The organism is Pseudomonas sp. YA1 (assembly GCF_058680555.1).
In genome coordinates, this window is sequence record NZ_JBZWBG010000011.1 from 193,421 (window position 1) to 215,741 (window position 22,321).

21 protein-coding genes are annotated in these 22,321 nt (G+C 67.8%); 14 read left to right on the top strand and 7 right to left on the bottom strand.

Annotated features, from left to right (window positions below; translation table 11 throughout):
- From AC4OR5_RS17590 to AC4OR5_RS17600, 3 genes are all read right to left on the bottom strand, one after another.
- Positions 1-1,956, bottom strand: coding sequence for an ATP-binding protein (locus AC4OR5_RS17590; protein ID WP_058161193.1), 1,956 nt, complete (start codon positions 1,954-1,956; stop codon positions 1-3).
- On the bottom strand, positions 1,953-2,711 hold the full coding sequence (locus tag AC4OR5_RS17595; RefSeq protein ID WP_073647603.1) for an ABC transporter substrate-binding protein: 759 nt from the start codon (positions 2,709-2,711) through the stop codon (positions 1,953-1,955). Before AC4OR5_RS17595 ends, AC4OR5_RS17590 begins: the two co-directional genes overlap by 4 nt.
- 171 nt (positions 2,712-2,882) lie before the next feature.
- On the bottom strand, positions 2,883-4,991 hold the full coding sequence (locus tag AC4OR5_RS17600) for a TonB-dependent receptor plug domain-containing protein (RefSeq protein WP_058161194.1): 2,109 nt from the start codon (positions 4,989-4,991) through the stop codon (positions 2,883-2,885).
- Positions 4,992-5,141: 150 nt separating this feature from the next.
- Here AC4OR5_RS17600 and AC4OR5_RS17605 point away from each other — a divergent pair, with 150 nt between their 5' ends.
- The 12 genes from AC4OR5_RS17605 (at position 5,142) to AC4OR5_RS17660 (ending at position 15,389) form a co-directional block, all read left to right on the top strand.
- Positions 5,142-6,164: an NAD(P)H-dependent glycerol-3-phosphate dehydrogenase gene (locus AC4OR5_RS17605; protein WP_023126229.1), complete on the top strand. Its 1,023-nt coding sequence runs from the start codon at positions 5,142-5,144 to the stop codon at positions 6,162-6,164.
- A gap of 13 nt (positions 6,165-6,177) precedes the next feature.
- The gene (locus AC4OR5_RS17610) at positions 6,178-6,519 is read left to right on the top strand and encodes a DUF4389 domain-containing protein (protein WP_003097882.1); all 342 of its coding nucleotides are present in this window, start codon (positions 6,178-6,180) and stop codon (positions 6,517-6,519) included.
- Entirely contained in the window at positions 6,516-6,980 is a 465-nt protein-coding gene (gene sixA, locus AC4OR5_RS17615; RefSeq protein ID WP_003117751.1) for a phosphohistidine phosphatase SixA, read from the top strand. Before AC4OR5_RS17610 ends, sixA begins: the two co-directional genes overlap by 4 nt.
- Before the next feature lie 126 nt (positions 6,981-7,106).
- Positions 7,107-8,774, top strand: coding sequence for an AMP-binding protein (locus tag AC4OR5_RS17620; RefSeq protein WP_003087486.1), 1,668 nt, complete (start codon positions 7,107-7,109; stop codon positions 8,772-8,774).
- A gap of 52 nt (positions 8,775-8,826) precedes the next feature.
- On the top strand, positions 8,827-9,264 hold the full coding sequence (locus AC4OR5_RS17625; protein ID WP_003087490.1) for a hotdog fold thioesterase: 438 nt from the start codon (positions 8,827-8,829) through the stop codon (positions 9,262-9,264).
- Positions 9,265-9,321: 57 nt separating this feature from the next.
- Positions 9,322-10,146, top strand: coding sequence for an AraC family transcriptional regulator (locus AC4OR5_RS17630; protein ID WP_003109956.1), 825 nt, complete (start codon positions 9,322-9,324; stop codon positions 10,144-10,146).
- A gap of 40 nt (positions 10,147-10,186) precedes the next feature.
- The gene (locus tag AC4OR5_RS17635) at positions 10,187-10,828 is read left to right on the top strand and encodes a LysE family translocator (protein WP_058161195.1); all 642 of its coding nucleotides are present in this window, start codon (positions 10,187-10,189) and stop codon (positions 10,826-10,828) included.
- Between the two features lie 101 nt (positions 10,829-10,929).
- Complete coding sequence (locus tag AC4OR5_RS17640) at positions 10,930-11,742, top strand: alpha/beta fold hydrolase (protein WP_003087496.1); 813 nt, start codon at positions 10,930-10,932, stop codon at positions 11,740-11,742.
- Positions 11,739-12,599: an alpha/beta fold hydrolase gene (locus AC4OR5_RS17645; RefSeq protein ID WP_016263664.1), complete on the top strand. Its 861-nt coding sequence runs from the start codon at positions 11,739-11,741 to the stop codon at positions 12,597-12,599. Before AC4OR5_RS17640 ends, AC4OR5_RS17645 begins: the two co-directional genes overlap by 4 nt.
- A 79-nt stretch (positions 12,600-12,678) precedes the next feature.
- Positions 12,679-13,341 (top strand): glutathione S-transferase family protein, encoded by a 663-nt coding sequence (locus AC4OR5_RS17650; RefSeq protein WP_003087500.1) that lies wholly within the window; start codon positions 12,679-12,681, stop codon positions 13,339-13,341.
- 8 nt (positions 13,342-13,349) lie between these two features.
- Positions 13,350-14,156, top strand: a complete 807-nt coding sequence (locus AC4OR5_RS17655) for a DUF4892 domain-containing protein (protein WP_003087504.1) — start codon at positions 13,350-13,352, stop codon at positions 14,154-14,156.
- Between the two features lie 165 nt (positions 14,157-14,321).
- Positions 14,322-15,389, top strand: a complete 1,068-nt coding sequence (locus AC4OR5_RS17660) for an AI-2E family transporter (protein ID WP_003087507.1) — start codon at positions 14,322-14,324, stop codon at positions 15,387-15,389.
- Between the two features lie 51 nt (positions 15,390-15,440).
- On the opposite strand, the gene AC4OR5_RS17665 is transcribed toward AC4OR5_RS17660, so the two are convergent.
- From AC4OR5_RS17665 to AC4OR5_RS17680, 4 genes are all read right to left on the bottom strand, one after another.
- The gene (locus tag AC4OR5_RS17665; RefSeq protein WP_003136147.1) at positions 15,441-16,715 is read right to left on the bottom strand and encodes a CynX/NimT family MFS transporter; all 1,275 of its coding nucleotides are present in this window, start codon (positions 16,713-16,715) and stop codon (positions 15,441-15,443) included.
- A 15-nt stretch (positions 16,716-16,730) separates the two neighbouring features.
- Positions 16,731-17,378, bottom strand: a complete 648-nt coding sequence (locus tag AC4OR5_RS17670) for a FadR/GntR family transcriptional regulator (protein ID WP_003087512.1) — start codon at positions 17,376-17,378, stop codon at positions 16,731-16,733.
- Between the two features lie 137 nt (positions 17,379-17,515).
- On the bottom strand, positions 17,516-19,045 hold the full coding sequence (locus AC4OR5_RS17675; protein WP_003109953.1) for a 3-hydroxyacyl-CoA dehydrogenase: 1,530 nt from the start codon (positions 19,043-19,045) through the stop codon (positions 17,516-17,518).
- Positions 19,046-19,048: 3 nt separating this feature from the next.
- A complete protein-coding gene (locus tag AC4OR5_RS17680) occupies positions 19,049-19,834 on the bottom strand; it encodes an enoyl-CoA hydratase (RefSeq protein ID WP_003087516.1) in 786 nt (261 codons plus the stop codon).
- Between the two features lie 241 nt (positions 19,835-20,075).
- Between AC4OR5_RS17680 and AC4OR5_RS17685 the strand changes: the two genes are divergently transcribed.
- Positions 20,076-20,942, top strand: coding sequence for an IclR family transcriptional regulator (locus tag AC4OR5_RS17685; RefSeq protein ID WP_003097851.1), 867 nt, complete (start codon positions 20,076-20,078; stop codon positions 20,940-20,942).
- 54 nt (positions 20,943-20,996) lie between these two features.
- Positions 20,997-22,151 (top strand): acyl-CoA dehydrogenase family protein, encoded by a 1,155-nt coding sequence (locus tag AC4OR5_RS17690; protein ID WP_003109952.1) that lies wholly within the window; start codon positions 20,997-20,999, stop codon positions 22,149-22,151.
- Positions 22,152-22,321 lie beyond the last annotated feature (170 nt).

The following is a 22,321-nucleotide window of genomic DNA, read 5'->3' on the forward strand; positions in this document are numbered from 1 at the left end:
TCATTCCGGCTCCCCTCGTCCGGTTTCGTTCGACGTCACGGGGCGTTCCGGCTGCGAGCCGATCCAGCGTTGCAGTATGCGTTGCAATTCCGCCCGTTTGAATGGCTTGGCCAGGTAATCGTTCATTCCCGCCTGCAGGCAGTTCTCCCGATCGCCCTGCAGGGCGTTGGCGGTCAGGGCGATGATCGGTACCCGCCGGCCGTTCTCCTGGGCCCTGATTTCCCGTGTCGCCGAGTAGCCGTCGAGCACCGGCAGGCGGCAGTCCATCAGGATCGCGTCGTAGCGCTGGCGCTCGGCGCTGCGCACCGCCTGGATACCGTCGGCGACCAGGGTGACGCGATAGCCGAGGCTGCGCAACATGGCTTCTATGACTGTCTGGTTCACCGGATTGTCCTCGACCAGGAGGATTTCCTGACCGGCGGCAATCGGGGCGGCGTCGCCGGCGGCCTGCTGCCGGTGCGCCGGCGACTGCTGGAAGGGCAGCGGAATCTCCAGGGTGAAGGTCGATCCCGAGCCTTCCTTGCTCTCTGCCTGCAGGGTGCCGCCCATCCGTTCCGCCAGGGTCCTGGCGATCGCCAGGCCGAGCCCGGTGCCGCCGTAGCGCCGGGAAATCGACGAATCCGCCTGCTGGAAGGCGTCGAACATATGTTCCAGGCGTTCCGGCGAGATGCCGATGCCGCTGTCGTGCACCGCGCAGGTCAGCCACAGTACGTCGTGATCGAGCGCCTGCCACTCCAGGCTGAGATGGATGGCGCCTTCCTCGGTGAATTTCAGCGCATTACCCAGCAGATTCACCAGGATCTGTCGGATACGCGTCGGATCGCCGCAGACCTCGATATTCTCCAGGCCGGCCTGGATCTGCAATTCCAGCGCCAGTCCGCGTTGCTGGGCGCTGTGCTGGAACACCAGGGCGGAGCCTTGCACCAGTTCCAGCAGGTTGAAGGGAATGCACTCCAGTTCCAGCGCGCCGCGTTCGATCCTTGAGAAATCGAGAATGTCGTTGATGACCTTCAGCAGGTGTTCGGTGGACTCGGTGGCCAGCGCCGTGTACTCGGCCTGTTCGCGGGTCTGCTCGGTGGTTTCCAGCAGTTGCAGCATGCCCAGCACGCCGTTCATCGGGGTGCGAAGCTCGTGGCTCATCATCGCCAGGAAGTCGGACTTCGCCCGGTTCGCCTGCTCCGCTTCCTCGCGGGCGCTGATCAATTGGCCGATCGCCTGTTCCTGTTCCCGGCTCGCGCGGTCCAGCCCGCTGGCGAGATTGTTGATGTGACGGGCCAGGTCGCCGATCTCGCCGTCGTCGAGGATCGGCAGGCTGGTCTTGTAGTCGCCGCTCTGGATCGCCTCGACCGCCTGGCCCATGGTGCTGATCGGCGCCGACAGGCGCTGCGCCAGGCGGCGCGCGACGAGGAAGGTGAGGATCAGGGCGAAGGCGGCCAGCAGGGCGGCCTTCAGGAGGATTTCCTGTTGCCGCTGGCTGAAGGCGTCGTTGGACATGCCGACCACCACCCGGCCGAGGTAGTCCTCGCCGGACTGGCCGTCGCCTTCGCTGGCGCCGTCCAGCAGCGGGTCGCTGGCCAGGGCGATGCGCTGGCGCTGGATGGTGGAGTGGAAGATGTCGATCGGCGCGGCGTTCTGCAACGCGCCGGACAACTGTTCGACGTACACCAGGATACTGTCGTTGCGGTCGCGTACCTCGATGAAGCGCACATGCGGGGTGTCGAGGGTGGCCTGCAGCAGCTTCTGCAGCACGGGCGTGTTGCCGGCGATCACGCCGTATTCGGCGGCCGGCGCCAACTGGTCGGCGATCAACTGGCCGGTATGGGTCAGTTCCTGGCGCAGGTCCTGCAGGCGCGAGTAGGTGAAGTAGGCGGTGAGCAGCAGGGTCAGCAACAGCGCCGGGCCCAGGCTGATCGCCAGCATGCGGGTACGGATGTCCCAGCCGTGGCGCTGGCTCATGGTTCTTCTCCTTCGGCGAGGCGCCGGCCGAGGTCGGCGTCGCTGGCCAGGTCGATACCCAGGGAACGGGCTACCTGCCGATTGCCGAGCACCTTGAAATGCCCTGGATAGAGGCTGAGGGGCCAGTGCCTGGGCGCCTGGCCGAGCAGTTCGTCGAGGGTGTCCAGCCAGTCCTCCTGGTCGCTGTAGCTGCTCGCCAGGCTGCCGGCCTTGACGAAGGCTGCGGTGGGTCCGAGCAGCGCGCGGTTCTTGGCGTAGCTGCCGAGCAGCAGGCTCTTGATGCTCTGCGAGTTGTACAGCTGTTTGTCGTCGATGCCGAGCAGCAGGTCACTATTGCCGAGCAGGAACTGCAGCGGGCGCGGGTCGTCGTTGCCGCTGCTGCTGGCGACGAACAGCTCGAGCCCCTGGCTGCGGGCCTCGCGGCGAAGCTCGTCGAGGAGGAATTCGCTGTCCTTGCCGTAGAGCACGCCGATGCGCTGGATGCCCGGCAGGATCAGGCGCGCCAGGCGGAGCTGGCGGGCCGCCGGCGGGTCGCTCCAGAGTACGCAGAGCCCTCCGACGCCGTGTCCGCCATGCCCGTTGGCGCCTGGCAGCAGGCGCTGGCCATCGACCCGGTTGAGCAGCAGCGCCAGGGTCGGTGGCGCCCGGTGCTGGCGCAGGCGCCAGGCCAGGGCCTCGGGGCCGAGCAGGAGCAGGCGGGTGTCGTCGGCGAAGACCATCCCCTCCGCCAGGGCCGCGGGCGTGCGCAGTTCCACCTGGTCCTGCGGCCGTCGCTGCGACAGAGCGTCGCGAAAGGCGTTCACCGCGGCCCCCTGGTTGGCGCTGACCAGGACCAGTTGCGCGGCCTCGCCGACATGCGGGAGACAACAGAAGACGAGCGCGAGAAGCGCCTGGAAAGCCCGACGGGCGGGGCGCAAGCGACGCATCTAGAACGTCACCTCGGCGCTGAAGTAGAGCAGGTGGCGGCTGTCGTAGCGGTTGTCGGGAAAAGTCAGCGGTTGGTCGTCGAGACGCTGCTGGAGCACGCCGGCCAGTTCCAGGGCGGCCTTGCCCAGGGGAATGCGCTTGGCCAGGCGCAGGTCGACGCGTTCGAAACGATGTCCATTGAGCGAATCGTCGCCGTAATAGAAGAGGGCGCTGGACCAGCCTTGGCCCCAGTCGTGCATCCAGCCGGCCGAGCCGCCGTGGCGGGCGGTCAGGCGCCGGTCGTAGCGACTGGTGGCGTCGTAGTCGAGATAGGCGTAGGTGGCGCGCAGGCGGTCGCGCAGGCCCAGGCGCCAGTCGAGCTGGCCTTCCGCGCCGGAGAAGCGGATGCGATCGCCGTTGTCCGGGCTGAAGTCGACGACGCTGAGCGGATCGCTGATCAGTCCGGTGATTTCCTCGTGGAACAGGCGCACATCCATGGCCAGCCCGGTCTCGCGGAAAAAACCGTTGTAGCCGATCTCGCGCGAACGGGTGTGTTCCTTGCCCAGGTCGCCGGGGCCGTGGGCGCTGGCGAAGTAGTAGGCTTCGCTCTGCCCGTAGGGCGCCGGTGTCAGGTGGCGGACCCGGTAGCGCCAGTCGACGTCGTTTTCGTACATGCCCGGCGACCGCACCGCCTCCGAATAGACCGCGCGCAGGCTGTGCTGGGGGTTGAACAGGTAGTTCACCGCCAGCCGCGGGCTGAACGAGCTGCCGGAGCCCTCGACGTCTTCGAGCATCCCGCCGCCCTGCAGCAGCCAGTGTTCGCCGGCATGCCACTCCAGTTGGCTGAACAGCCGCCAGATCTGGCTGCTGACCCTGCCGCCGTAGAAGGTCTCGGAGTTTGCCTGGTCGTAGCGGTAGCTCAGGCCGTTCAGCAGGCGCAGGTTGTCGCCCAGGCTGAGGGTGTCCTGCATCTCCAGGTCGTAGCGGCTTTCCCGGATGTTGCGGTCGACCCGTCCGCAGACCGGGCGCAGTCCGCCGTTGCGTAGCTGGTCGAGGACCTGGGTCGCCAGTTGCAGCTCCTGGGCGCTGCCGGGCGGCAGCCGGGTAGGGTCGTCGGCGAACCTGCGCAGGTAGTCTGGGTTCAGTTCCCAGAGTTGCGCCAGTTGCGGGCTGAAGGCGATGCCCGCCTCGCAGGCGTTCCACTCCTGCCGGCGTTCCCAGTGCTGCGCGTAGCCTTGTATATAGAAGCTGTGGCGTGGGTCGAGGTCGACGTTCCAGCGCAGCGAACCGGCATAGTCGTGGGCGAGCGTATCGGAGTTGTCGACGTCGTCGGGAACCTGGGGAAACGGCGAGCGGTAGGCGTAGGGGTGCTGGTTCGAGCCTTCCTTGGCCGCCAGTTGCCACTCCAGGCTCTGGTTCGGCGCCAGGCTGTGGCTGGCGTTGAGGTTGAGGCGGCTGAGCCGGCGGCCGTCGCGCAGGGCGTGACCGTCGTGGTCGTGGTCGAAGCCGTCGTCTTCCTGGCCGGACAGCGACAGGCGGAAGTCGCTGTCTTCCAGGGCGATGCTCTGGCTGGCGTACCAGTCGCGGATGCCGCGCTGGCCTGCGGTGTATTTCAGGCGCGTGCCGGGCGACTCGCCGGGGGCGCGGGTGATGATGTTGATCACCCCCATCAATGCGTTGGCGCCGTAGCTGACGGTATTCGGCCCGCGGAACACTTCGATCCGCTCGACATCCTCGAGGGCCAGCGGCAGGTCGCTCCAGTCGACGCTGGCGAGGCCCGGGCGGTACACCGAGCGACCGTCGATCAGTACTTGCAGGCGCCGCGCCCCCGACATGCTGGTGCCGTGGTAGTTGACCGTGGGCTGGTTGCCGGACAGGTAGCCGACCATCATGCCCGGGACCAGGCGCATCAGTTCGGGAATGTCGCGGGCGCCGCTGGCGACGATCAGCTCGCGGTCGAGCACGCTGATGCTGCCGGGAACTTCCGCCGGGGATTGTTTCAGGCGTGTCGCGGTCAATACTTCGGGAACGCCGCTGGGATCGTTGAACAGGTCGGCGGCCGCGAGCTTGCTGCCGAACAGCAGGGCCAGCAGGGTCAGGGAGACGGGAGCACGCGAAGCGATGGGCACGGAACGACCTTGTTCTCGATAGGTATTGTCTGGCCCGGGCATGGTAAACGAGGCGCGGGCTTTTGCCAGCGCCAGCGTCAAGACTGGTCGACCGGCTGGCCGACCGTATAATGGCGTGATTGCCGCGTGGCGGCCAGAAATGGATGAATCATGACAGAGCAGCAACCGATTGCCGTGCTCGGCGGCGGCAGTTTCGGCACCGCCATCGCCAACCTGCTGGCCGAGAACGGCCAGGCGGTCCGCCAGTGGATGCGCGACCCGGAGCAGGCCGAGGCGATCCGCACACGACGCGAGAACCCGCGCTACCTGAAAGGGGTCAAGGTGCATCCCGGGGTCGAGCCGGTCACCGACCTGGAGCGCACCCTGGCCGATTGCCAACTGATCTTCGTCGCCTTGCCCTCCAGCGCCCTGCGCAAGGTGCTGCAACCACACCAGGCGGCATTGACGGACAAGCTGCTGGTGAGCCTGACCAAGGGCATCGAGGCGCACACCTTCAAGCTGATGAGTGAGATCCTCGAGGAAATCGCCCCGCAAGCCCGCATCGGGGTGATTTCCGGCCCGAACCTGGCGCGCGAGATCGCAGAGCACGAGCTGACCGCCACGGTGGTCGCCAGCGAGGACGACGAGCTGTGCGCCCGCGTCCAGGCGGCCCTGCACGGTCGCACCTTCCGCGTCTACGCCAGCCGCGACCGCTTCGGCGTGGAACTCGGCGGTGCGCTGAAGAACGTCTACGCGATCATGGCCGGCCTGGCCGCGGCGATGGACATGGGCGAGAACACCCGCAGCATGCTGATCACCCGGGCGCTGGCGGAAATGACCCGGTTCGCCGTCAAGCTCGGTGCCAACCCGATGACCTTTCTCGGCCTCGCCGGCGTCGGCGACCTGATCGTCACCTGTTCCTCGCCGAAGAGCCGCAACTACCAGGTCGGCCACGCCCTCGGCGAGGGGCTCAGCCTGGAGGAGGCGGTATCGCGCCTGGGCGAGACCGCAGAGGGTGTGAACACTCTCAAGGTACTCAAGGAAAAGTCCGACGAGATGCAGGTGTACATGCCGCTGGTCGCCGGTCTCCATGCGATCCTCTTCGAAGGCCGCACCCTGGCGCAGGTCATCCAGCTGCTGATGCGCGGCGAGCCGAAGACCGACGTCGATTTCATTCCCACCACCGGCTTCTGACGAGGAGACCGCCATGTCCGCAGACCCGCAAGCACGCGAATCGATCGCCATCCGCATCCTCTGGATGCTGCTGTTCGTCCTGGTCTGGCAGGTCGCCGAACTGCTCCTCGGGGCGGTGGTGGTGATCCAGCTGGTCTACCGACTGATCTACGGCGCGCCGAACGGCAGCCTGATGGCTTTCGGCGATAGCCTCAGCCAGTACCTGGCGCAGATCGGCCGTTTCGGTACCTTCCACAGCGACGAGAAACCCTGGCCGTTCGCCGACTGGCCGAGCGCCCGCGCCGCCGAGGGCGAGGCCGCCCACAGCGTGCCGCCCGCCGCGCACCCGGCGCGCGACGAAGAGCCGAAGTTGTGAAGCTCTGGCTGTTGCGCCACGGCGAGGCCGAGCCGCACGCCAGCCGGGACTCCGAGCGGCGCCTGACCGCCCATGGACGCAAGGAAGTGCTGCAGAGCGCCGCGCGGCTGGCCGGGTTGCCGCTGGACGGGATTCTCGCCAGCCCCTACGTGCGCGCCCAGCAGACCGCCGAGCTGGTGCGCGAGGCACTGGGCCTGGTCGAGCCGGTCGGCACCGCCCCCTGGTTGACCCCCGACGACGATCCGCGCGAGGTGCTCGGTTTCCTCGACGAGCGCAGCGAGCGCAATCTCCTGCTGGTCAGCCACCAGCCCCTGGTCGGAGCGCTGGGCGGTCTGCTGGTGCATGGCAACCGGCGTGATCCGTTGCCGATGAGCACTGCCTCGCTGGCCGAGCTGGAAGGCGACTTCGCCGCCGCCGGGCTGATGACCCTGGTCTCGCTGCATCACCCGCGGCACGGCTAGGAAGTGCCTGGCGCAACGACTACAAACCGAAACATTTCCCGGCTTGCCTGCGGTTGGCTGTGATGGAATATTCGACCAAGCAAGTGCTTGGTCGATCTCCCAGAACAACAACAACGGAGGCGGTACGTGGTCACTGCAAATCGTCTGCCGCTCGAAGTCTTCTTCGAGCGCGAAAAGCGTCATCCGCAACGGCGTTACCTGGTGCAGCCCATCGGTGGCGGCCGGGTCGAGGAGCTGAGCTGGGGCGAGGTGGGCGACCAGGCGCGGCGTGCAGCCGCCTGGTTGCGCAGCCTGGATCTCCCCGCCGGCAGCCGTATCGCGATCATCTCGAAGAACTGTGCGCACTGGATCGTCACTGACCTGGCGATCTGGATGGCCGGGCACGTTTCCGTCCCCCTCTATCCCAATCTCACCGCCGAGTCGGCGCGCCAGGTGCTGGAGCATTCCGAGTCGGCGGTGGTCTTCGTCGGCAAGCTCGACGATTGGCCGGCGATGGCGCCCGGAGTCCCCGAGGGCATACCGACCGTGGCCATGCCGTTGCACCCGGAAGGGCGTTTCGACCGCCAGTGGAGCGACCTGCAGGCCTGCGCGCCGCTCGAAGGCGACACGCCGACCGCCGCCGAGCAACTCGCCACCCTGATCTACACCTCTGGAACCACCGGCGTGCCCAAGGGGGTGATGCACAATTTCAGCAGTTTCGCCTTCGCCGCCAGCCGCGGCGTGGAACTGTTCGGCACTCGCGAAGACGACCGGATGCTCTCCTACCTGCCGCTGTGCCACGTGGCGGAGCGGATGTTCGTCGAGATGGGGTCGCTCTACGGGGGAACCACGGTGTTCTTCGCCGAAAGCCTGGACACCTTCGTCGAGGACATGAAGCGTGCGCGGCCGACCCTGCTGTTCGGCGTGCCGCGCATCTGGACCAAGTTCCAGATGGGGGTGTATTCGAAGATGCCGGCGCAGAAGCTCGACCGCCTGCTGAAGCTGCCGATCCTCGGCCGCATCGTCGGTCGCAAGGTGCTCGCCGGGCTAGGCCTGGACGCGGTGCGCTACGCGCTCTGCGGCGCGGCGCCGGTACCCGAGGCGCTGCTGCTCTGGTATCGCCGCCTGGGCCTGGACGTGCTCGAGGTCTACGGGATGACCGAAAACAGCGGCTACTCCCACGTCTGCCGGCCCGGAAGGCAGAAGACCGGCTGGATCGGCCAGAACAGCCCCGGCGTCGAGGTACGCATCAGCGACGAGGGCGAGGTGCAGGTGCGTAGCGGCGCGACCATGGTCGGCTACTACAAGGAGCCGGAGAAGACTGCCGAGGTGCTCACCGCCGACGGTTTCCTGCGCACCGGCGACAAGGGCGAGCAGGACGCCGACGGCAACCTGCGCCTGACCGGGCGGATGAAGGAAATCTTCAAGACCAGCAAGGGCAAGTACGTGGCGCCGGCGCCGATCGAGAACCGCCTGGCGGTGCACGATCGCATCGAGCAGGTCTGCGTGGTCGGCGAGGGCCTCAGCGCGCCGCTGGGGCTCTGCGTGCTCTCCGAGGTCGGTCGCCGGGAGGCCCTCAATGGTACCCGCGGGGCGCTGGAAAGCAGCCTGCGGGCGCACCTGGAACAGGTCAACGGTGCGCTCGACAAGCACGAGCGCCTGGTCGGCCTGGTCCTGGTGCAGGAAACCTGGGCGGTGGACAACGGTTTCCTCACGCCGACCTTGAAGATCAAGCGCAATATGGTGGAAGGTGCCTATGGCTCGCGCTTCCACGAATGGGTGGAACGCCGCGAGGCTGTGCTCTGGCACGAATGACTCCCACCGACGGGAAGCCCTTCCGGGCTTCCCCCTTGCGCAAGGAATTCCCATGAGCCTCTGGCGACAAACGCCCGACCTGGAGCAACTGAACGCCTCGCAGAAGAACAGCATCGGCGACCTGCTTGGCATCCGCTTCGAAGCCTTCGACGACGAGTCGCTGACCGCCAGCATGCCGGTCGACTCGCGTACCCACCAGCCGTTCGGCCTGCTGCATGGCGGCGCCTCGGTGGTCCTCGCGGAAAGCCTGGGCTCGATGGCCAGCTACCTGTGCGTCGACACCAGTCAGTACTACTGCGTCGGCCTGGAAGTGAACGCCAACCACCTGCGCGGCCTGCGCAGCGGCCGGGTCACTGCGGTGGCCAGGGCGATCCACCTGGGGCGTACCACCCATGTCTGGGACATCCGCCTCAGTGGCGACGACGGCAAGCCGAGCTGCATCGCCCGCCTGACCATGGCGGTGGTGCCGCTGGCGGGCAGGGCGGGCTGAGCGCGGTCCGCAATTTTGTCCAAGATCGTTCCGTCCCGCTGGCGGTAGAGTAGCGGGATGGAGCAGATCACCCATCTCAGCAGCGGGATTCCCGGCGTACGCCTGATCGACGCCGAGCACAACCGCTTTTCCTTTCCCCGGCACTTCCACCTGGAGTACCACATCGGCTTGCTGCTGCAGGGCCGGCATCGCTATGCCGCCGGCGGCGAACGGCGCCTGGCCGGGGCCGGCGACGCGTTGCTGATGGCGCCGGAAAGCATCCACGACGGCAGCAGCGCCGGCGAGGAGGGCTACCGTATCCGCGTCCTGGCGCTCGATGCCGACTGGCTGGAGCGCGCCAGCCGCGACTTCAGCGACGGCCGCCGGGGGGCGCCGCGCCTGACCAGCAGCCTGGTCCGCGACGAGCGTCTGCAGCAGCGCCTGCGTCAGTTGCACCTGGGCATGCTCGGCGGCGCGGCGGCGCTGGAGAACCGTCTGGCCCTGGAAGAGCATCTCTGGCAGGCGCTGGCCTGCCTGCTCAGCCTGGGCAGCAGCCTGCGCCTGGAGGAGGGTGACCGGCAAGGCTTCGGCCGGCGCGACTGGACGCGGCTGCGCGACTGGCTGGAGTCGCGCCTGGAATACCCGCCGAGCCTGGAGGAACTGGCCGCCTTCTGCGGCCTGAGCCCCTGGCAGGCGCTGCGGCGCTTCCGCCGTCACTGTGGCCTGCCGCCCCACCAGTGGCTGACCCAACTGCGTCTGGAGCGCGCCTTGCCGCTGGTACTGCGCGGCGAGCAGCCGTTGAGCCAGGTGGCCCAGCAGTTCGGTTTCTACGACCAGGCGCACTTCAGCCGTCTGTTCCGTCGCACCTACGGGTTACCGCCGGCGCGCCTGCGCCAGCGCTGAATCGCGTTTTCCTTTCCGATCCCTTTTTCGTGGAGTAGCCATGCAGGAATTGTCTGTCTTGCTGACCCTGGCGGCGGTGTTCGCCGTCGCCCTGGTCAGCCCCGGTCCCGATGTCGCCCTGGTGGTGCGCACGTCCCTGCACCAGGGGCGGCGGGCCGGCCTGGCCAGCGCGCTGGGGCTGGCCTGCGGGATTCTCCTGCATACCACCCTGGTGCTGACCGGCGTGTCGCTGCTGCTCAGCCGTACGCCTGTGCTGTTCGCCATCCTGCAGGCGCTCGGCGCGCTGTACCTGGCCTGGCTCGGCGTCGGCGCGCTGCGCGCCTGGCTGCGGCGCGGCGACGGCCAGCCGGGCCGGCTCGACGGGGCGCTGCCGCCGTCGCCCCTGGGGCCCTGGCTGCGCGGGTTGGCGACCAATCTGTTCAATCCCAAGGCGCTGGTGTTCTTCATCGCCTTGCTCGGCAGCCTGATTCCCGCGCAGATGTCGCTCGGCGGCAAGCTGGCGGTGGCGGCGCTGCTGTTCGGCATGGGCGCCTGCTGGTTCGGCCTGCTCAGCCTGACCCTTACCCGCCCGGCCCTGCAGGCCCGCCTGTTGCGCGCGGTGCCCTGGCTGGACGCGGCCTGCGGGGTGGTGTTCCTGCTGGTGGCGGCGGCGATCCTCGAGCATCTCGTCCGCTCTGCCTGAGGTTTTGGCCGCTTCGCCGTGCAAGGCAGCCGGCAAAGCCATTGCCGCCTCGGCGAGGCTGCCGGAGAATCCCTGGCATCAGCCCTGTCGAGACGTCGCGCATGTCGCAATCGGTTTTCTTCGCCCACGCCAACGGCTTCCCGTCGGCTACCTACGCCAAGCTGTTCGAGGCGTTGGCGCCGGAGTACCGGGTGGATCACCTGGAAATGCACGGGCACGACCCGCGTTTCCCGGTGAACGACAACTGGGACAACCTGGTGGACGAACTGCTGCACCACCTCGCCAGCCTGGAACAGCCGGTCTGGGGCGTCGGCCATTCCCTCGGCGGCGTGCTGCACTACCACGCGGCGCTGCGCCGGCCGGAACTCTACCGCGGCGTGGTGATGCTCGATTCGCCGGTGCTGACCCTCGCCGACCGCCTGGTGATCCGTGCCGCCAAGCGCTTCGGCTTCATCGACCGGATCACTCCGGCCGGGCGCACCCTGGGGCGTCGCGAGGCGTTCCCCGACCTGGAAGAGGCGCGGGCCTACTTCTCCGGCAAGGCGCTGTTCCGCCGTTTCGACCCCGATTGCCTGGAGGCCTACGTACGCCACGGGCTGGCCGACAGCGGCGGCGGTTCCGGCCTGCGCCTGCGCTTCGATCCGGCCACCGAGATCAGCATCTACCGCAGCGTGCCGCACAGCAGTCCGGGGCGTGCGCGGCAGTTGCAGGTGCCGCTGGCGATGGTGCGCGGGCGGCACAGCAAGGTGGTGTTGCCGCACCACACCCGGCTGATCCGGGCGATGCCGCGCGGCGAGTTCATGTCGCTGCCCGGCGGCCACATGTTCCCGCTGGAGCGCCCGCGGGAAACCGCCGAACTGCTGAAAGGCGTGTTCGATCGCTGGTCGCGGGCGACCGAGGAGCGTTCGGCATGAGCCTGCAGGTCGAGGAAGTACGCATCAGCCTGCCGCACATCGAACTGGCCGCGCATCTGTTCGGTCCGCCGGACGGCAAGCCGGTGATCGCCCTGCATGGCTGGCTGGACAACGCCATGAGCTTCTCGCGCCTGGCGCCGAAGCTCGCCGGGCTGCGTATCGTCGCCCTTGACTTCGCCGGCCACGGGCATTCCGCGCATCGTGCCGAGGGTGCCAGCTACCTGCTCTGGGACTACGCGCTGGACGTGCTGATGGTGGCCGAGCAACTGGGCTGGGAGCGGTTTTCCCTGTTGGGGCACTCGATGGGCGCCATCGTCTCGGTGCTGCTCGCCGGGGCCTTGCCCGAGCGCATCGAGCGGCTGGCGTTGATCGATGGCCTGATTCCCTACACTGGCGAAGCCGACAAGGCGCCGCAGAAGCTCGGCGAAGCGCTGAAGGCGCAACTGGCGCTACGCCACAAGCGCAAGCCGGTCTATGCCGAGCTGGAAAAAGCCGTGGAAGCGCGGATGCGCGGGGTCGGCGAGATCTCCCGGGAGGCCGCCGAACTGCTCGCCCAGCGCGGCCTGGAACCGGTGCCCAGTGGCTATACCTGGCGCACCGACGCGCGCCTGACCCTACCGTCGCCGCTGCGCCTGACCCAGGCCCACGCGCTGAACTTCGTGCGCAGCGTGGAATGCCCGGTCAGCCTGGTACTGGCCGAACAGGGCATGCTGGCGGTGGAGCCGCGCATGCGGGCGCTGCTGGAGACCCTGCCGTTCGAGCGGCACCACCTGCCGGGCGGGCATCACCTGCATCTGGACGATGAGGCCGGGGCGCAGGCGGTGGCCAGGGTCTTCGCGGCCTTCTTCGCGCGCTGAAACACCGGCTTGCCGTTGTTTCCTTGACTATTCCGGGTCCAGCCGTAAGGCTGGACGGATCGTTACGGAGAGTCACCGCATGATCGATCTCTACACCGCCGCCACGCCGAACGGCCACAAGGTTTCCATCGCCCTCGAGGAAATGGGCCTGCCCTACAGGGTGCACGCGCTGTCGTTCGACAAGAAGGAGCAGAAGGCTCCGGAATTCCTCAGGATCAATCCCAACGGCCGCATCCCGGCCATCGTCGACCGCGACAACGACGACTTCGCCGTCTTCGAGTCGGGCGCGATCCTCATCTACCTCGCCGAGAAGACCGGGCAACTGATGCCCGCCGACGTCAAGGGTCGCTCGCGGGTGATCCAGTGGCTGATGTTCCAGATGGGCGGGGTCGGCCCGATGCAGGGGCAGGCCAACGTGTTCTTCCGTTATTTCCCGGAGAAGTTGCAGGGCGCCATCGACCGCTACCAGCATGAGACCCGGCGCCTCTACGAAGTTCTCGACGGTCGCCTGGGCGAGGCCGAGTACCTCGCCGGCGACTACAGCATTGCCGACATCGCCACCTATCCCTGGGTGCGCATCCACGACTGGTCCGGTGTCGCCGTCGACGGGCTGGACAACCTGCAGCGCTGGATCGCCGCCATCGAGGCGCGTCCCGCGGTGCAGCGCGGACTGCTGGTGCCGCGGCGGGAGAAGGAGGGCGACGACGCCATCCGTACCGCCCAGTCGATGCTGACCCGTTGAGGGCCGGTATGCGAGGGTTCCTGTTGCTATCCCTGGGCGTTTTCAGCTTTTCGGCGCTGGCCGCCGACCTTCCCGGCAGCCATGACCTGGACGTCCTGCCGCGCTTCCCGCGCGCCGAGATCGTCGACTTCCGCCAGGCGCCGAGCGAGGAGCGGATCTACCCGCTAGGGGCGATCAGCCGCATCAGCGGTCGCCTGCGCATGGAGGGCGAGGTGCGCGCCGAAGGCGAGCTGACCGCGCTGACCTACCGCTTGCCGCCCGAGCACAGCAGCCAGGAGGCGTTCGCCGCGGCGCGCACTGCGCTGCTCAAGGCCGACGCCACGCCGTTGTTCTGGTGCGAGCGGCGCGACTGCGGCTCCAGCAGCCTGCTGGCCAACGCCGTGTTCGGCAATGCCAAGCTGTACGGCCCGGACGAGCAGCAGGCCTACCTGCTGGTGCGCCTGGCGGCGCCACAGGAGAACAGCCTGGTGGCGGTCTACTCGATCACCCGCGGCAATCGCCGCGCCTACCTGCAGGCCGAGGAACTCAAGGCCGATGCGCCGCTGGGGGAACTGCTGCCGAGCCCGGCGACCCTGCTGCGCCTGCTCAAGGCCAACGGCGAACTGACCCTCAGCCATGTGCCGGCGGAGCCGGCCGGCTCCTGGCTGGAGTTGCTGGTGCGGACCCTGCGCCTGGATACCGGGGTGCGGGTCGAGCTGTCCGGCAAGCACGCCCAGGAGTGGCGCGACGCCCTGCGCGGGCAGGGCGTGCTGAACAGCCGCATGGAGCTGGGCCAGTCGGAGGTCGAGGGCCTGCACCTCAACTGGCTGCGTTGAACGCGTTCGCCCGGGCCTGCGGGCCCGGGCGATGGCGAAAATGCCTTCGGCAAGGCCGCCCGCCAGAGTAGACTGCCTTTCCCCCGCGCCCCACGCTCCGGCTGGAAACGGCGCACGCCGAGCGCTGTCTATCGGTGTATCCCCCTTTGAGGAAGGCCTGCCTTGATGTTCGATAACGATCGGCTGTTGCTTCGCGTGCTGTTGTTCGGCCTGCTCGGTGCCAGTCTCTGGGTGCTGGCGCCATTCTGGTCGGCGCTGTTCTGGGCCGCGGTGCTGGCTTTCGCCAGTTGGCCGCTGATGCGTATGCTCACGCGCCTGCTCGGTGGCCGCGAGTCGCTGGCGGCGGGCCTGCTGACCCTGGGCTGGATCGTCCTGGTGGCGTTGCCGCTGATCTGGCTCGGCTTCGGCCTGGCGGACAACGTTCGTTCGCTGATGGAGCTATTGAAGAATCTCCAGGTCGAGGGCCTGCCGCCGCCGCCTTCGTGGATGGCCGGCGTTCCGCTGATCGGCGACCGCCTGATCGGCTGGTGGAACTCCATCGACCAACAGGGCGTGGCGTTCTTCTACGTGCTCAAGCCCTATGTCGGCGAGGTCGGCAACTGGCTGCTGGCGCGCAGCGCGAAGATCGGTGGAGGGATCCTGGAACTGGTCCTCAGTCTGATCCTGATCTTCTTCTTCTACCGCGACGGGCCGCGCCTGGAGTCCATCGTCCACCGTGCCCTGGAACGCCTGATCGGCAACCGCGCGGAGCACTATCGCGACCTTGTCGCCGGCACCGTACAGCGGGTGGTCAACGGGGTGATCGGCACCGCCGCGGCGCAAGCCCTGCTGGCCTGGATCGGCTTCACGATCGCCGGCGTACCGGGAGCCATGCTGCTCGGCCTGCTGACCTTCGCCTGCAGCCTGCTGATGGTCCCGCCGCTGGTCTGGGGCCCGGCCACCGCCTGGCTGTTCTTCAAGGGCGACTATGGCCACGGGGTGTTCCTCGGCCTGTGGGGCTTCTTCATCATCAGCGGGGTGGACAACATCCTCAAACCCTACCTGATCAGCCGTGGCGGCAACCTGCCGCTGGTGGTGGTGCTGCTCGGGGTGTTCGGCGGCCTGCTGGCGTTCGGCTTCATGGGCCTGTTCCTCGGCCCGATCCTGCTGGCAGTGGCCTACAACCTGCTCAGCGACTGGATCGCCAGCACGCCGCGGACGCCGCCCGGCGAAGGGCGCGGCCCGGATGCCTGAGTGACGAAGGAGAAAAAGCCCCGCGATGCGGGGCTTTTTGCGTCTGCGGGGCTACAGGTGTTCGCTGCGGGCCGCCACGTACTGGCTGCGCCCGGCGCCGAGGCCGAACAGGGTAGCGGCGATGGCGACGCCGATGAAGATATAGCCGACCGCGTTCCAGCCGCCGGTCAGGTCGTGGACCACGCCGACCATGAACGGTCCCATGGCCGCCAGGGTGTAGCCGACGCCCTGGGCCATGCCCGACAGATGCGAGGCGACGTGGGCGTCGCGCGAGCGCAGGACGATCAGCGCCAGGGCGATGCTGAAGGTGCCGCCCTGGCCGAGGCCGAGCAGGACCGCCCAGCCCCAGATGGTCGGCAGCGGCGCATAGAGGAAGCCGAGCAGGCCGGCGAGGGTGGTAGCCATCACCAGCACCACCGCCAGGCGCTGGTCCCTGGCGCGAGCGGCGAGCCAGGGCGCGAGCAGGGCGGTGATCAGTTGCAGCATCACCGAGCCGGACAGCACCAGGCCGGCTTCCACCGCAGTCATGCCGCGGTCGATCAGGATCGACGGCAGCCAACCGAAGACGATGTAGGCCAGGGACGATTGCAGGCCCATGTACAGCGTGACCTGCCAGGCCAGCGGGTCGCGCCACAGGCCGACGACACGGAAGGCCTGGCGATGGGCGTGCTGGCCCTGGCGGGTCTGCGGCAGCCAGAAGGCGGCGGCGAGGATCGCCGGCAGCGACCAGAACGCCAGCGCCAGTTCCCAGTTGCCGAAGAGCTTCTCCAGCGGCGCGGTGGCGCCGGCGGCGAGCGCGGCCCCCAGGCACAGGGCCATGGTGTAGACCCCGGTCATCACCCCGGCCTGGCGCGGGAAGTCGCGTTTGACGATGCCCGGCAGGAGCACGCCGATGATGCCGATGCTGGCGCCGGCCAGGACGCTGCCGGCGAACAGGCCGAACACCGGGAACAGGCTGCGCAGGACGATGCCGCCGGCCAGGCAGAAGAGGATCAGCAGCACGCTGCGTTCGGCGCCGATACGCCGGGCCAGGCGCGGCGCGAGCGGCGCGAACAACCCCAGGCAGAGTACCGGCGCGGTGGTCAGCAGGCCGGCGGCGGCGGCCGAGAGGCCGGTATCGTCGCGTACCTGGTTGAGCAGGGGGGCGAGGCTGGACAGCGCCGGGCGCAGGTTCAGCGCCACCAGCACCAGGCCCAGCAGGAGCAGCCAGGGGCGTAGCGGCGGCGCCGGCGGGGCTGGTTCGTCGTCGACTTCGGCATCGATCAACAGTTCTTCCGGAGGATGGCCGGGGTGCGCTCCCGGCCGGGCATTCAAGGCGTGAGTCATGGGTCTGTCCCGGGTTCAGATCAGCAGTGCGCGGTTGGCCGCGGCGGCAGCGTCCGGGTCTCCGCGTTCTATGGCGTCGAGCAGTTGCTGGTGCAGCTCGAAGCAGGGCTGGGCCCTTTGTGGGTCGGCCATGGTGCGTTCCAGCGAGGTCCGGATGACCTGCGAGAAGTAGCGGTAGAGTTCGCTGAGCACCGGATTGTGGGCGGCATCGACCATCCGTTGGTGGAAGCGGACGTCGTGCTCGATGTAGTCCTGCAGGTCGTCGCTGCCGTAGCGCTGGCGCGATGCGTCGAGATACTCGCGCAATGCGCTCAGGTCGCTGTCGTCGCGGCGAACGGCAGCCAGGCGCGCCGCCTCGATCTCGATCATCCCGCGTGCCTCCAGGGAGTGCTGCACCGCGCTGCGCGCCAGCACCAGCATGGTTTCCAGCGGATCGGCGCAGGCGCGCACGTAGGTGCCGTCGCCCTGGCGGACTTCCAGCACGCCGGAGAAGGTCAGCACGCGCACCGCTTCGCGCACGGTGTTGCGGCTCATGCCGAGCAGCTCGGCGAGTTCCGGCTCCGGCGGCAGGCGCTGGCCGAGCGGCCAATGGCCGGCGTCGATGCGCTGGCGGATCTGCTCCAGGGCGATGTCCACCAGGGAGCGCTTGAGGGGAATGGTCACGGAAGAAACATCCAATCATCGGATGAATTTGCGCGCAGGATACCTCGGCAGCTGCAAGCCCGGAAAGCGTCGCTCGGGGAAAAAGCGTTGGCCTGGCGGCGAGACGCATGGCGCTGCGTCGCCAGGTCGCCGATGCGTCAGCCTACGGCGGCGGTTTCGCCGGCGCGCAGGGACATGCCCAGTTGCGCTCGTCGGCGCAGCCAGGGACTGGGCCGGTAGCGCGGGTCACCGGTAAGCGCCTGCAGGCGCTGGAGAATGCTCAGCAGGCGCCGCGGGCCGAGGCGGTCGCCCCATTCCAGCGGGCCGTGGGGATAGCCGAGGCCGAGGTGCACCGCCTGGTCGATATCCTCGACGCTGGCAATGCCCTGCTGGGCGATGTCGCAGGCGAGGTTGACGATCATCGCCAGTACCCGCTGGACGACGAAGCCGGGACTGTCGCGCAGCATCGTGACCCCGGCGCCGTCGCCAGCCAGTAGCGCGTGGGCGGCGTCGCGCATGGCCGGGGTAGTCAGCGGCGAGAGCATCAGGCAGCGCCGGCGCTCGAGGTCGCAGAGCAGGTCGATGCCGACGCTGCGCTCGGCGGGACAGGCGAAGCGCTGCACGGCGCTGCTCAGGTCCTCGCCCCAGGCGGCCAGCAGGCAGAGTGCTGCGGCGGAAGGGCGTTCGCCGGTTTCCGGCTCGACGCCGAGGCGATGCAGCAGTTCGGCGAGCGTGCGGCGGTCGTCCTCGTTTTCGCAGCCCAGCCACACCGGGGGCCGGATGGCGGCCTGCGGCACCGGTTGCGGACCGGGCTTGTCCTGCGGCTGGCCGTCGACGTAGCGATAGAAGCCCTGGCCGCTCTTGCGCCCGAGACGGCCGGCGGCGAGCAACTGGCGGGTCAGCGGGTGCGGGCGGTAGCGCGGTTCCTGGTAGTACTGCTGGTAGATCGATTCCATTACCGGGTGCGACACGTCGAGGCCGGTGAGATCGAGCAGTTCGAACGGCCCCATGCGGAAGCCGGCGCACTCGCGCAGCACACGGTCAATCTCGGCGCATTCGGCGACGCCTTCGCCGAGGATGCGCAGGGCCTCGGTGCCATAGGCGCGGCCGGCATGGTTGACGATGAAGCCGGGGCTGTCCTTGGTCCGTACACCGCGGTGGCCCAGGCGCGCGGCGAGGGCGAGCAGGGCGTCGCCGACTTCCGGAGCGCTGGCCAGGCCGTCTACCACCTCGACCACGCGCATCAGCGGCACCGGGTTGAAGAAGTGAAAGCCGGCGACCCGCTGCGGCCGCTCGCAGGCGGCGGCGATGGCGGTGATCGACAACGACGAGGTATTGCTGGCGAGGATGGTCTCCGGCGCGACTATGGCTTCCAGCCGGCGCAGCAATTCCTGCTTGGCCTCCAGGCGCTCGACGATGGCCTCCACCACCAGTTCGCAGTCGCCCAGTTGTTCCAGGCGTTCCGCCACCCGCAGCCGGTTTTGCGCGGCCTCGGCGTCGGCGGCGCTCAGCTTGCCTTTGCCGCATAGACTCTCGAAGGTTTGCCGCAGGCGCTGGCGTGCCTCGGCGGCGGCCTCGGCGCGGCTGTCGAACAGCCACACAGTCAGGCCGGCCTGGGCGGCGATCTGGGCGATCCCGGTGCCCATCGCACCGGTACCGACCACGGCGATACAACGAATATCGGGCATCGTCTATTTCCCCTGGTAGTTCGGCGGGCGTTTCTCCAGGAAGGCGTGCATGCCTTCCTTCTGGTCCTGCGAGTCGAACAGCAACTGGAACGCCTTGCGTTCCAGGGCCAGGGCACTGTCCAGCGGCAGGTCGGCACCGGCCAGGACCACCTCCTTGATCTGCGCCAGCGCCAGAGGGGGCAGGCGGGCGATCTCCGTGGCCAGTTCCAGGGCGCGCGCCAGCGTCGACTCGTCCGCCACCACTTCGCTGACCAGGCCCATGGCCAGCGCTTGCGGAGCCTTCACCAGGCAGCCGGTGAACAGCATGCGCAGCGCCTGGAACTTGCCCACCGCCCGTACCAGGCGCTGGGTGCCGCCGGCACCCGGCATCACCCCGACCTTGATCTCCGGCTGGGCGAACTGTGCCGACTCGCCGGCGACGATCAGGTCGCAATGCATCGCCAGTTCGCAGCCTCCGCCCAGGGCGAAGCCGTTGACCGCGGCGATCACCGGCTTCGGGCAGCGCGCGATGGCTTCCCAGTAGCGCTCGCTGTGGCGGCCGTACAGGCCGATCGCCGTGCTCGTCGAGAGATCGCGGAGATCGGCGCCAGCTGCAAAGCAGCGCGAGTCGCCAGTGAGCACGATGACGCGGATCGCCGGATCCGCGCCGAGCGTCTGGAAGTGGCTGGCGAGGCGCTGGCGCACTTCGTCGTTCAGCGCGTTCCTGGCTTGCGGACGATTGAGGCGAAGCAGGGCGATATCGGCTGCGGGAAATTCGAGCAGAACCACGGGCGAAGGATCGGCGGACATGGAAGCTCCGATGAATTGATATTTCGCTATGCGAAATATAGTTTCATGATTTATCGAAAATAATCAGCGCCAGCCGTGGCGTTGTAAATACTCGCGTCGGATTTCGGACGATCTACTTATACAATTTACTGTTTTAAAAGGATTTTATTTTCGTTGTTGAAAGTTCATGGGTTCTTCTATTAGTTTCGCTATGCGAAATATGATTTTGTTTTATTGATTTTTTGAAAAAAAGGTCCCTACTATGCGCGGCAACGACGAGCGCCGGAGTCCGGCGGAAGGTGCCAGTACGGAAGCGGAAGTGTCCGCCTTCGAAGCTGTGCTGATCGACCCGATGCAGGAGAAAGACGAGGAACTCAAGGACCGCCAGTTCGTCACCGCGCTGGCCCGCGGGTTGGAATTGCTGCGCTGTTTCACGCCACGGGAAAGCCTGCTGGGCAACCAGGAACTGGCGAAGAAGACCGGCCTGCCGAAGCCGACGGTGTCGCGTCTGACCCACACCCTGACCCGGCTGGGCTATCTGCGTCACCTGCCGCATAGCGGCAAGTACCAGTTGGAAGTGGGCGTGATGTCGTTCGGCTACGCGATGCTCTCGAACCTGTCGATTCGCGCGCTCGCCCGCCCGTTGATGGAAGAGATGGCCGGCTACGCCAAGGCCGCGGTGGCCATGGCGGCCCGCGACCGGCTGAGCATGGTCTACCTCGACGTGGTGCATGGCGAGGCCAACCTGACCATGCGTCGCCAGGTCGGCAGCCACCTCTCGCTGCACCGCAGCGCGATCGGTCGGGCCTGCCTGGCGGCGATGCCGGAGGACGAGCGGGAGTTCATCCTCGGGCACATCCGCAAGCGCCACCCGGAAGACTGGCCGGAAGTGCGCAAGGGGCTGGAGCGGGCCTTCCGCGACTATGCCGACTACGGCTTCTGCCTGTCGCTCGGCGAGTGGCAACGCGACGTCAACGCGGTGGGCGTGGCCTTGCACCACGAGAGCCATGGGCTGCTGGCGTTCAACTGCGGCGGGCCGAGTTTCCACCTCAAGCGCGAGAAACTGGAGGACGACATCGGCCCGCGCCTGCTGCACATGGTCCACAACATCGAGGCCGCCACCCGCTGACCGAGGCCGGTGACGGAATCATGGCAACCGGCCTAAGGGCCTATTGGAGTGAGCATGATTCGTGATCCGGAAACCCTGAACCTGCTGCTGGACAGCATCCGCCAGTTCGTCCGCGAAAGCCTGGTGCCTCATGAGCAGGAGGTGGCGGAAACCGACCGCATCCCCGAGGCGATCATCGCCCGCATGCGCGAGATGGGCCTGTTCGGCCTGTCGATCCCGGAGGCCTACGGCGGCCTCGGGGTGACCATGGAGGAAGAGGTGAGCATCGCCTTCGAACTGGGGCGGACCTCGCCGGCGTTCCGTTCGCTGCTGGGCACCAACAATGGCATCGGCTCCCAGGGCATCGTCATCGACGGCACCGAAGAACAGAAGCGGCGCTACCTGCCGCGCCTGGCGTCGGGCGAACTGCTCAGTTCGTTCTGCCTCACCGAACCGGACTCCGGTTCCGACGCCGCCTCGCTGAAGACCACGGCGGTGCGTGACGGCCAGCACTACGTGCTCAACGGTACCAAGCGCTTCATCACCAACGCCCCGCAGGCCGGCATCTACACCGTGATGGCACGCACCGACCCGGCGATCCGTGGCGCCGGCGGAATCTCCGCTTTCGTCGTCGAGCGCGGTACGCCCGGGCTGTCCCTGGGCAAGCCGGATCGCAAGATGGGACAGAAGGGCGCGCATACCTGTGACGTGATCTTCGACGACTGCCGGGTGCCTGCCAGCCAGTTGATCGGCGGGGTCGAGGGCGTCGGCTTCAAGACCGCGATGAAGGTGCTCGACAAGGGCCGCCTGCACATCGCCGCGGTCTGCGTGGGGGTCGCCGAGCGGATGCTCGAGGATGCGTTGCGCTATGCCCTGGAACGCAAGCAGTTCGGCCAGCCGATCGCCGAGTTCCAGTTGATCCAGGCAATGCTCGCCGACAGCAAGGCCGAAGCCTACGCGGCGCGCTGCATGGTCATCGACGCCGCGCGGCAGCGCGACGAAGGCCGCGATGTCGGTACCGAGGCGTCCTGCGCCAAGCTGTTCGCCTCGGAAATGTGCGGCCGCGTCGCCGACCGCGCGGTGCAGATCTTCGGCGGCGCCGGCTATATCGGCGACTATGGGATCGAGCGCTTCTATCGCGACGTGCGACTGTTCCGCATCTACGAGGGCACCACGCAGATCCAGCAACTGCTGATCGCCCGCAACATGATCCGCGCCGCCCAGGGCTAGCGTCGATCCTTCGCCTTGTCACCGGCCGTGGCGCAGTCCCCGGCCGGTTGCTCTCCCAGGCGCTGTCCGCGCCACTCTTTACGCTTTCTTTATGCCGTCCGGCGCGGCCCGGAATCGCTTCTTTACGCCCCCTTTGCGGAGACTTTCCCTCAAGCGGCAGAGGCCGTTCG

What these genes read in the sequence shown, in the direction of transcription:
- AC4OR5_RS17590 (WP_058161193.1), bottom strand. Translation starts at nt 1,956, where the DNA reads ATGAGCCAGCGCCACGGCTGGGACATCCGTACCCGCATGCTGGCGATC.
- AC4OR5_RS17605 (WP_023126229.1), top strand. Translation starts at nt 5,142, where the DNA reads ATGACAGAGCAGCAACCGATTGCCGTGCTCGGCGGCGGCAGTTTCGGC.
- AC4OR5_RS17610 (WP_003097882.1), top strand. Translation starts at nt 6,178, where the DNA reads ATGTCCGCAGACCCGCAAGCACGCGAATCGATCGCCATCCGCATCCTC.
- AC4OR5_RS17625 (WP_003087490.1), top strand. Translation starts at nt 8,827, where the DNA reads ATGAGCCTCTGGCGACAAACGCCCGACCTGGAGCAACTGAACGCCTCG.
- AC4OR5_RS17630 (WP_003109956.1), top strand. Translation starts at nt 9,322, where the DNA reads ATGGAGCAGATCACCCATCTCAGCAGCGGGATTCCCGGCGTACGCCTG.
- AC4OR5_RS17635 (WP_058161195.1), top strand. Translation starts at nt 10,187, where the DNA reads ATGCAGGAATTGTCTGTCTTGCTGACCCTGGCGGCGGTGTTCGCCGTC.
- AC4OR5_RS17640 (WP_003087496.1), top strand. Translation starts at nt 10,930, where the DNA reads ATGTCGCAATCGGTTTTCTTCGCCCACGCCAACGGCTTCCCGTCGGCT.
- AC4OR5_RS17645 (WP_016263664.1), top strand. Translation starts at nt 11,739, where the DNA reads ATGAGCCTGCAGGTCGAGGAAGTACGCATCAGCCTGCCGCACATCGAA.
- AC4OR5_RS17650 (WP_003087500.1), top strand. Translation starts at nt 12,679, where the DNA reads ATGATCGATCTCTACACCGCCGCCACGCCGAACGGCCACAAGGTTTCC.
- AC4OR5_RS17655 (WP_003087504.1), top strand. Translation starts at nt 13,350, where the DNA reads ATGCGAGGGTTCCTGTTGCTATCCCTGGGCGTTTTCAGCTTTTCGGCG.
- AC4OR5_RS17660 (WP_003087507.1), top strand. Translation starts at nt 14,322, where the DNA reads ATGTTCGATAACGATCGGCTGTTGCTTCGCGTGCTGTTGTTCGGCCTG.
- AC4OR5_RS17665 (WP_003136147.1), bottom strand. Translation starts at nt 16,715, where the DNA reads ATGACTCACGCCTTGAATGCCCGGCCGGGAGCGCACCCCGGCCATCCT.
- AC4OR5_RS17675 (WP_003109953.1), bottom strand. Translation starts at nt 19,045, where the DNA reads ATGCCCGATATTCGTTGTATCGCCGTGGTCGGTACCGGTGCGATGGGC.
- AC4OR5_RS17680 (WP_003087516.1), bottom strand. Translation starts at nt 19,834, where the DNA reads ATGTCCGCCGATCCTTCGCCCGTGGTTCTGCTCGAATTTCCCGCAGCC.
- AC4OR5_RS17685 (WP_003097851.1), top strand. Translation starts at nt 20,076, where the DNA reads ATGCGCGGCAACGACGAGCGCCGGAGTCCGGCGGAAGGTGCCAGTACG.
- AC4OR5_RS17690 (WP_003109952.1), top strand. Translation starts at nt 20,997, where the DNA reads ATGATTCGTGATCCGGAAACCCTGAACCTGCTGCTGGACAGCATCCGC.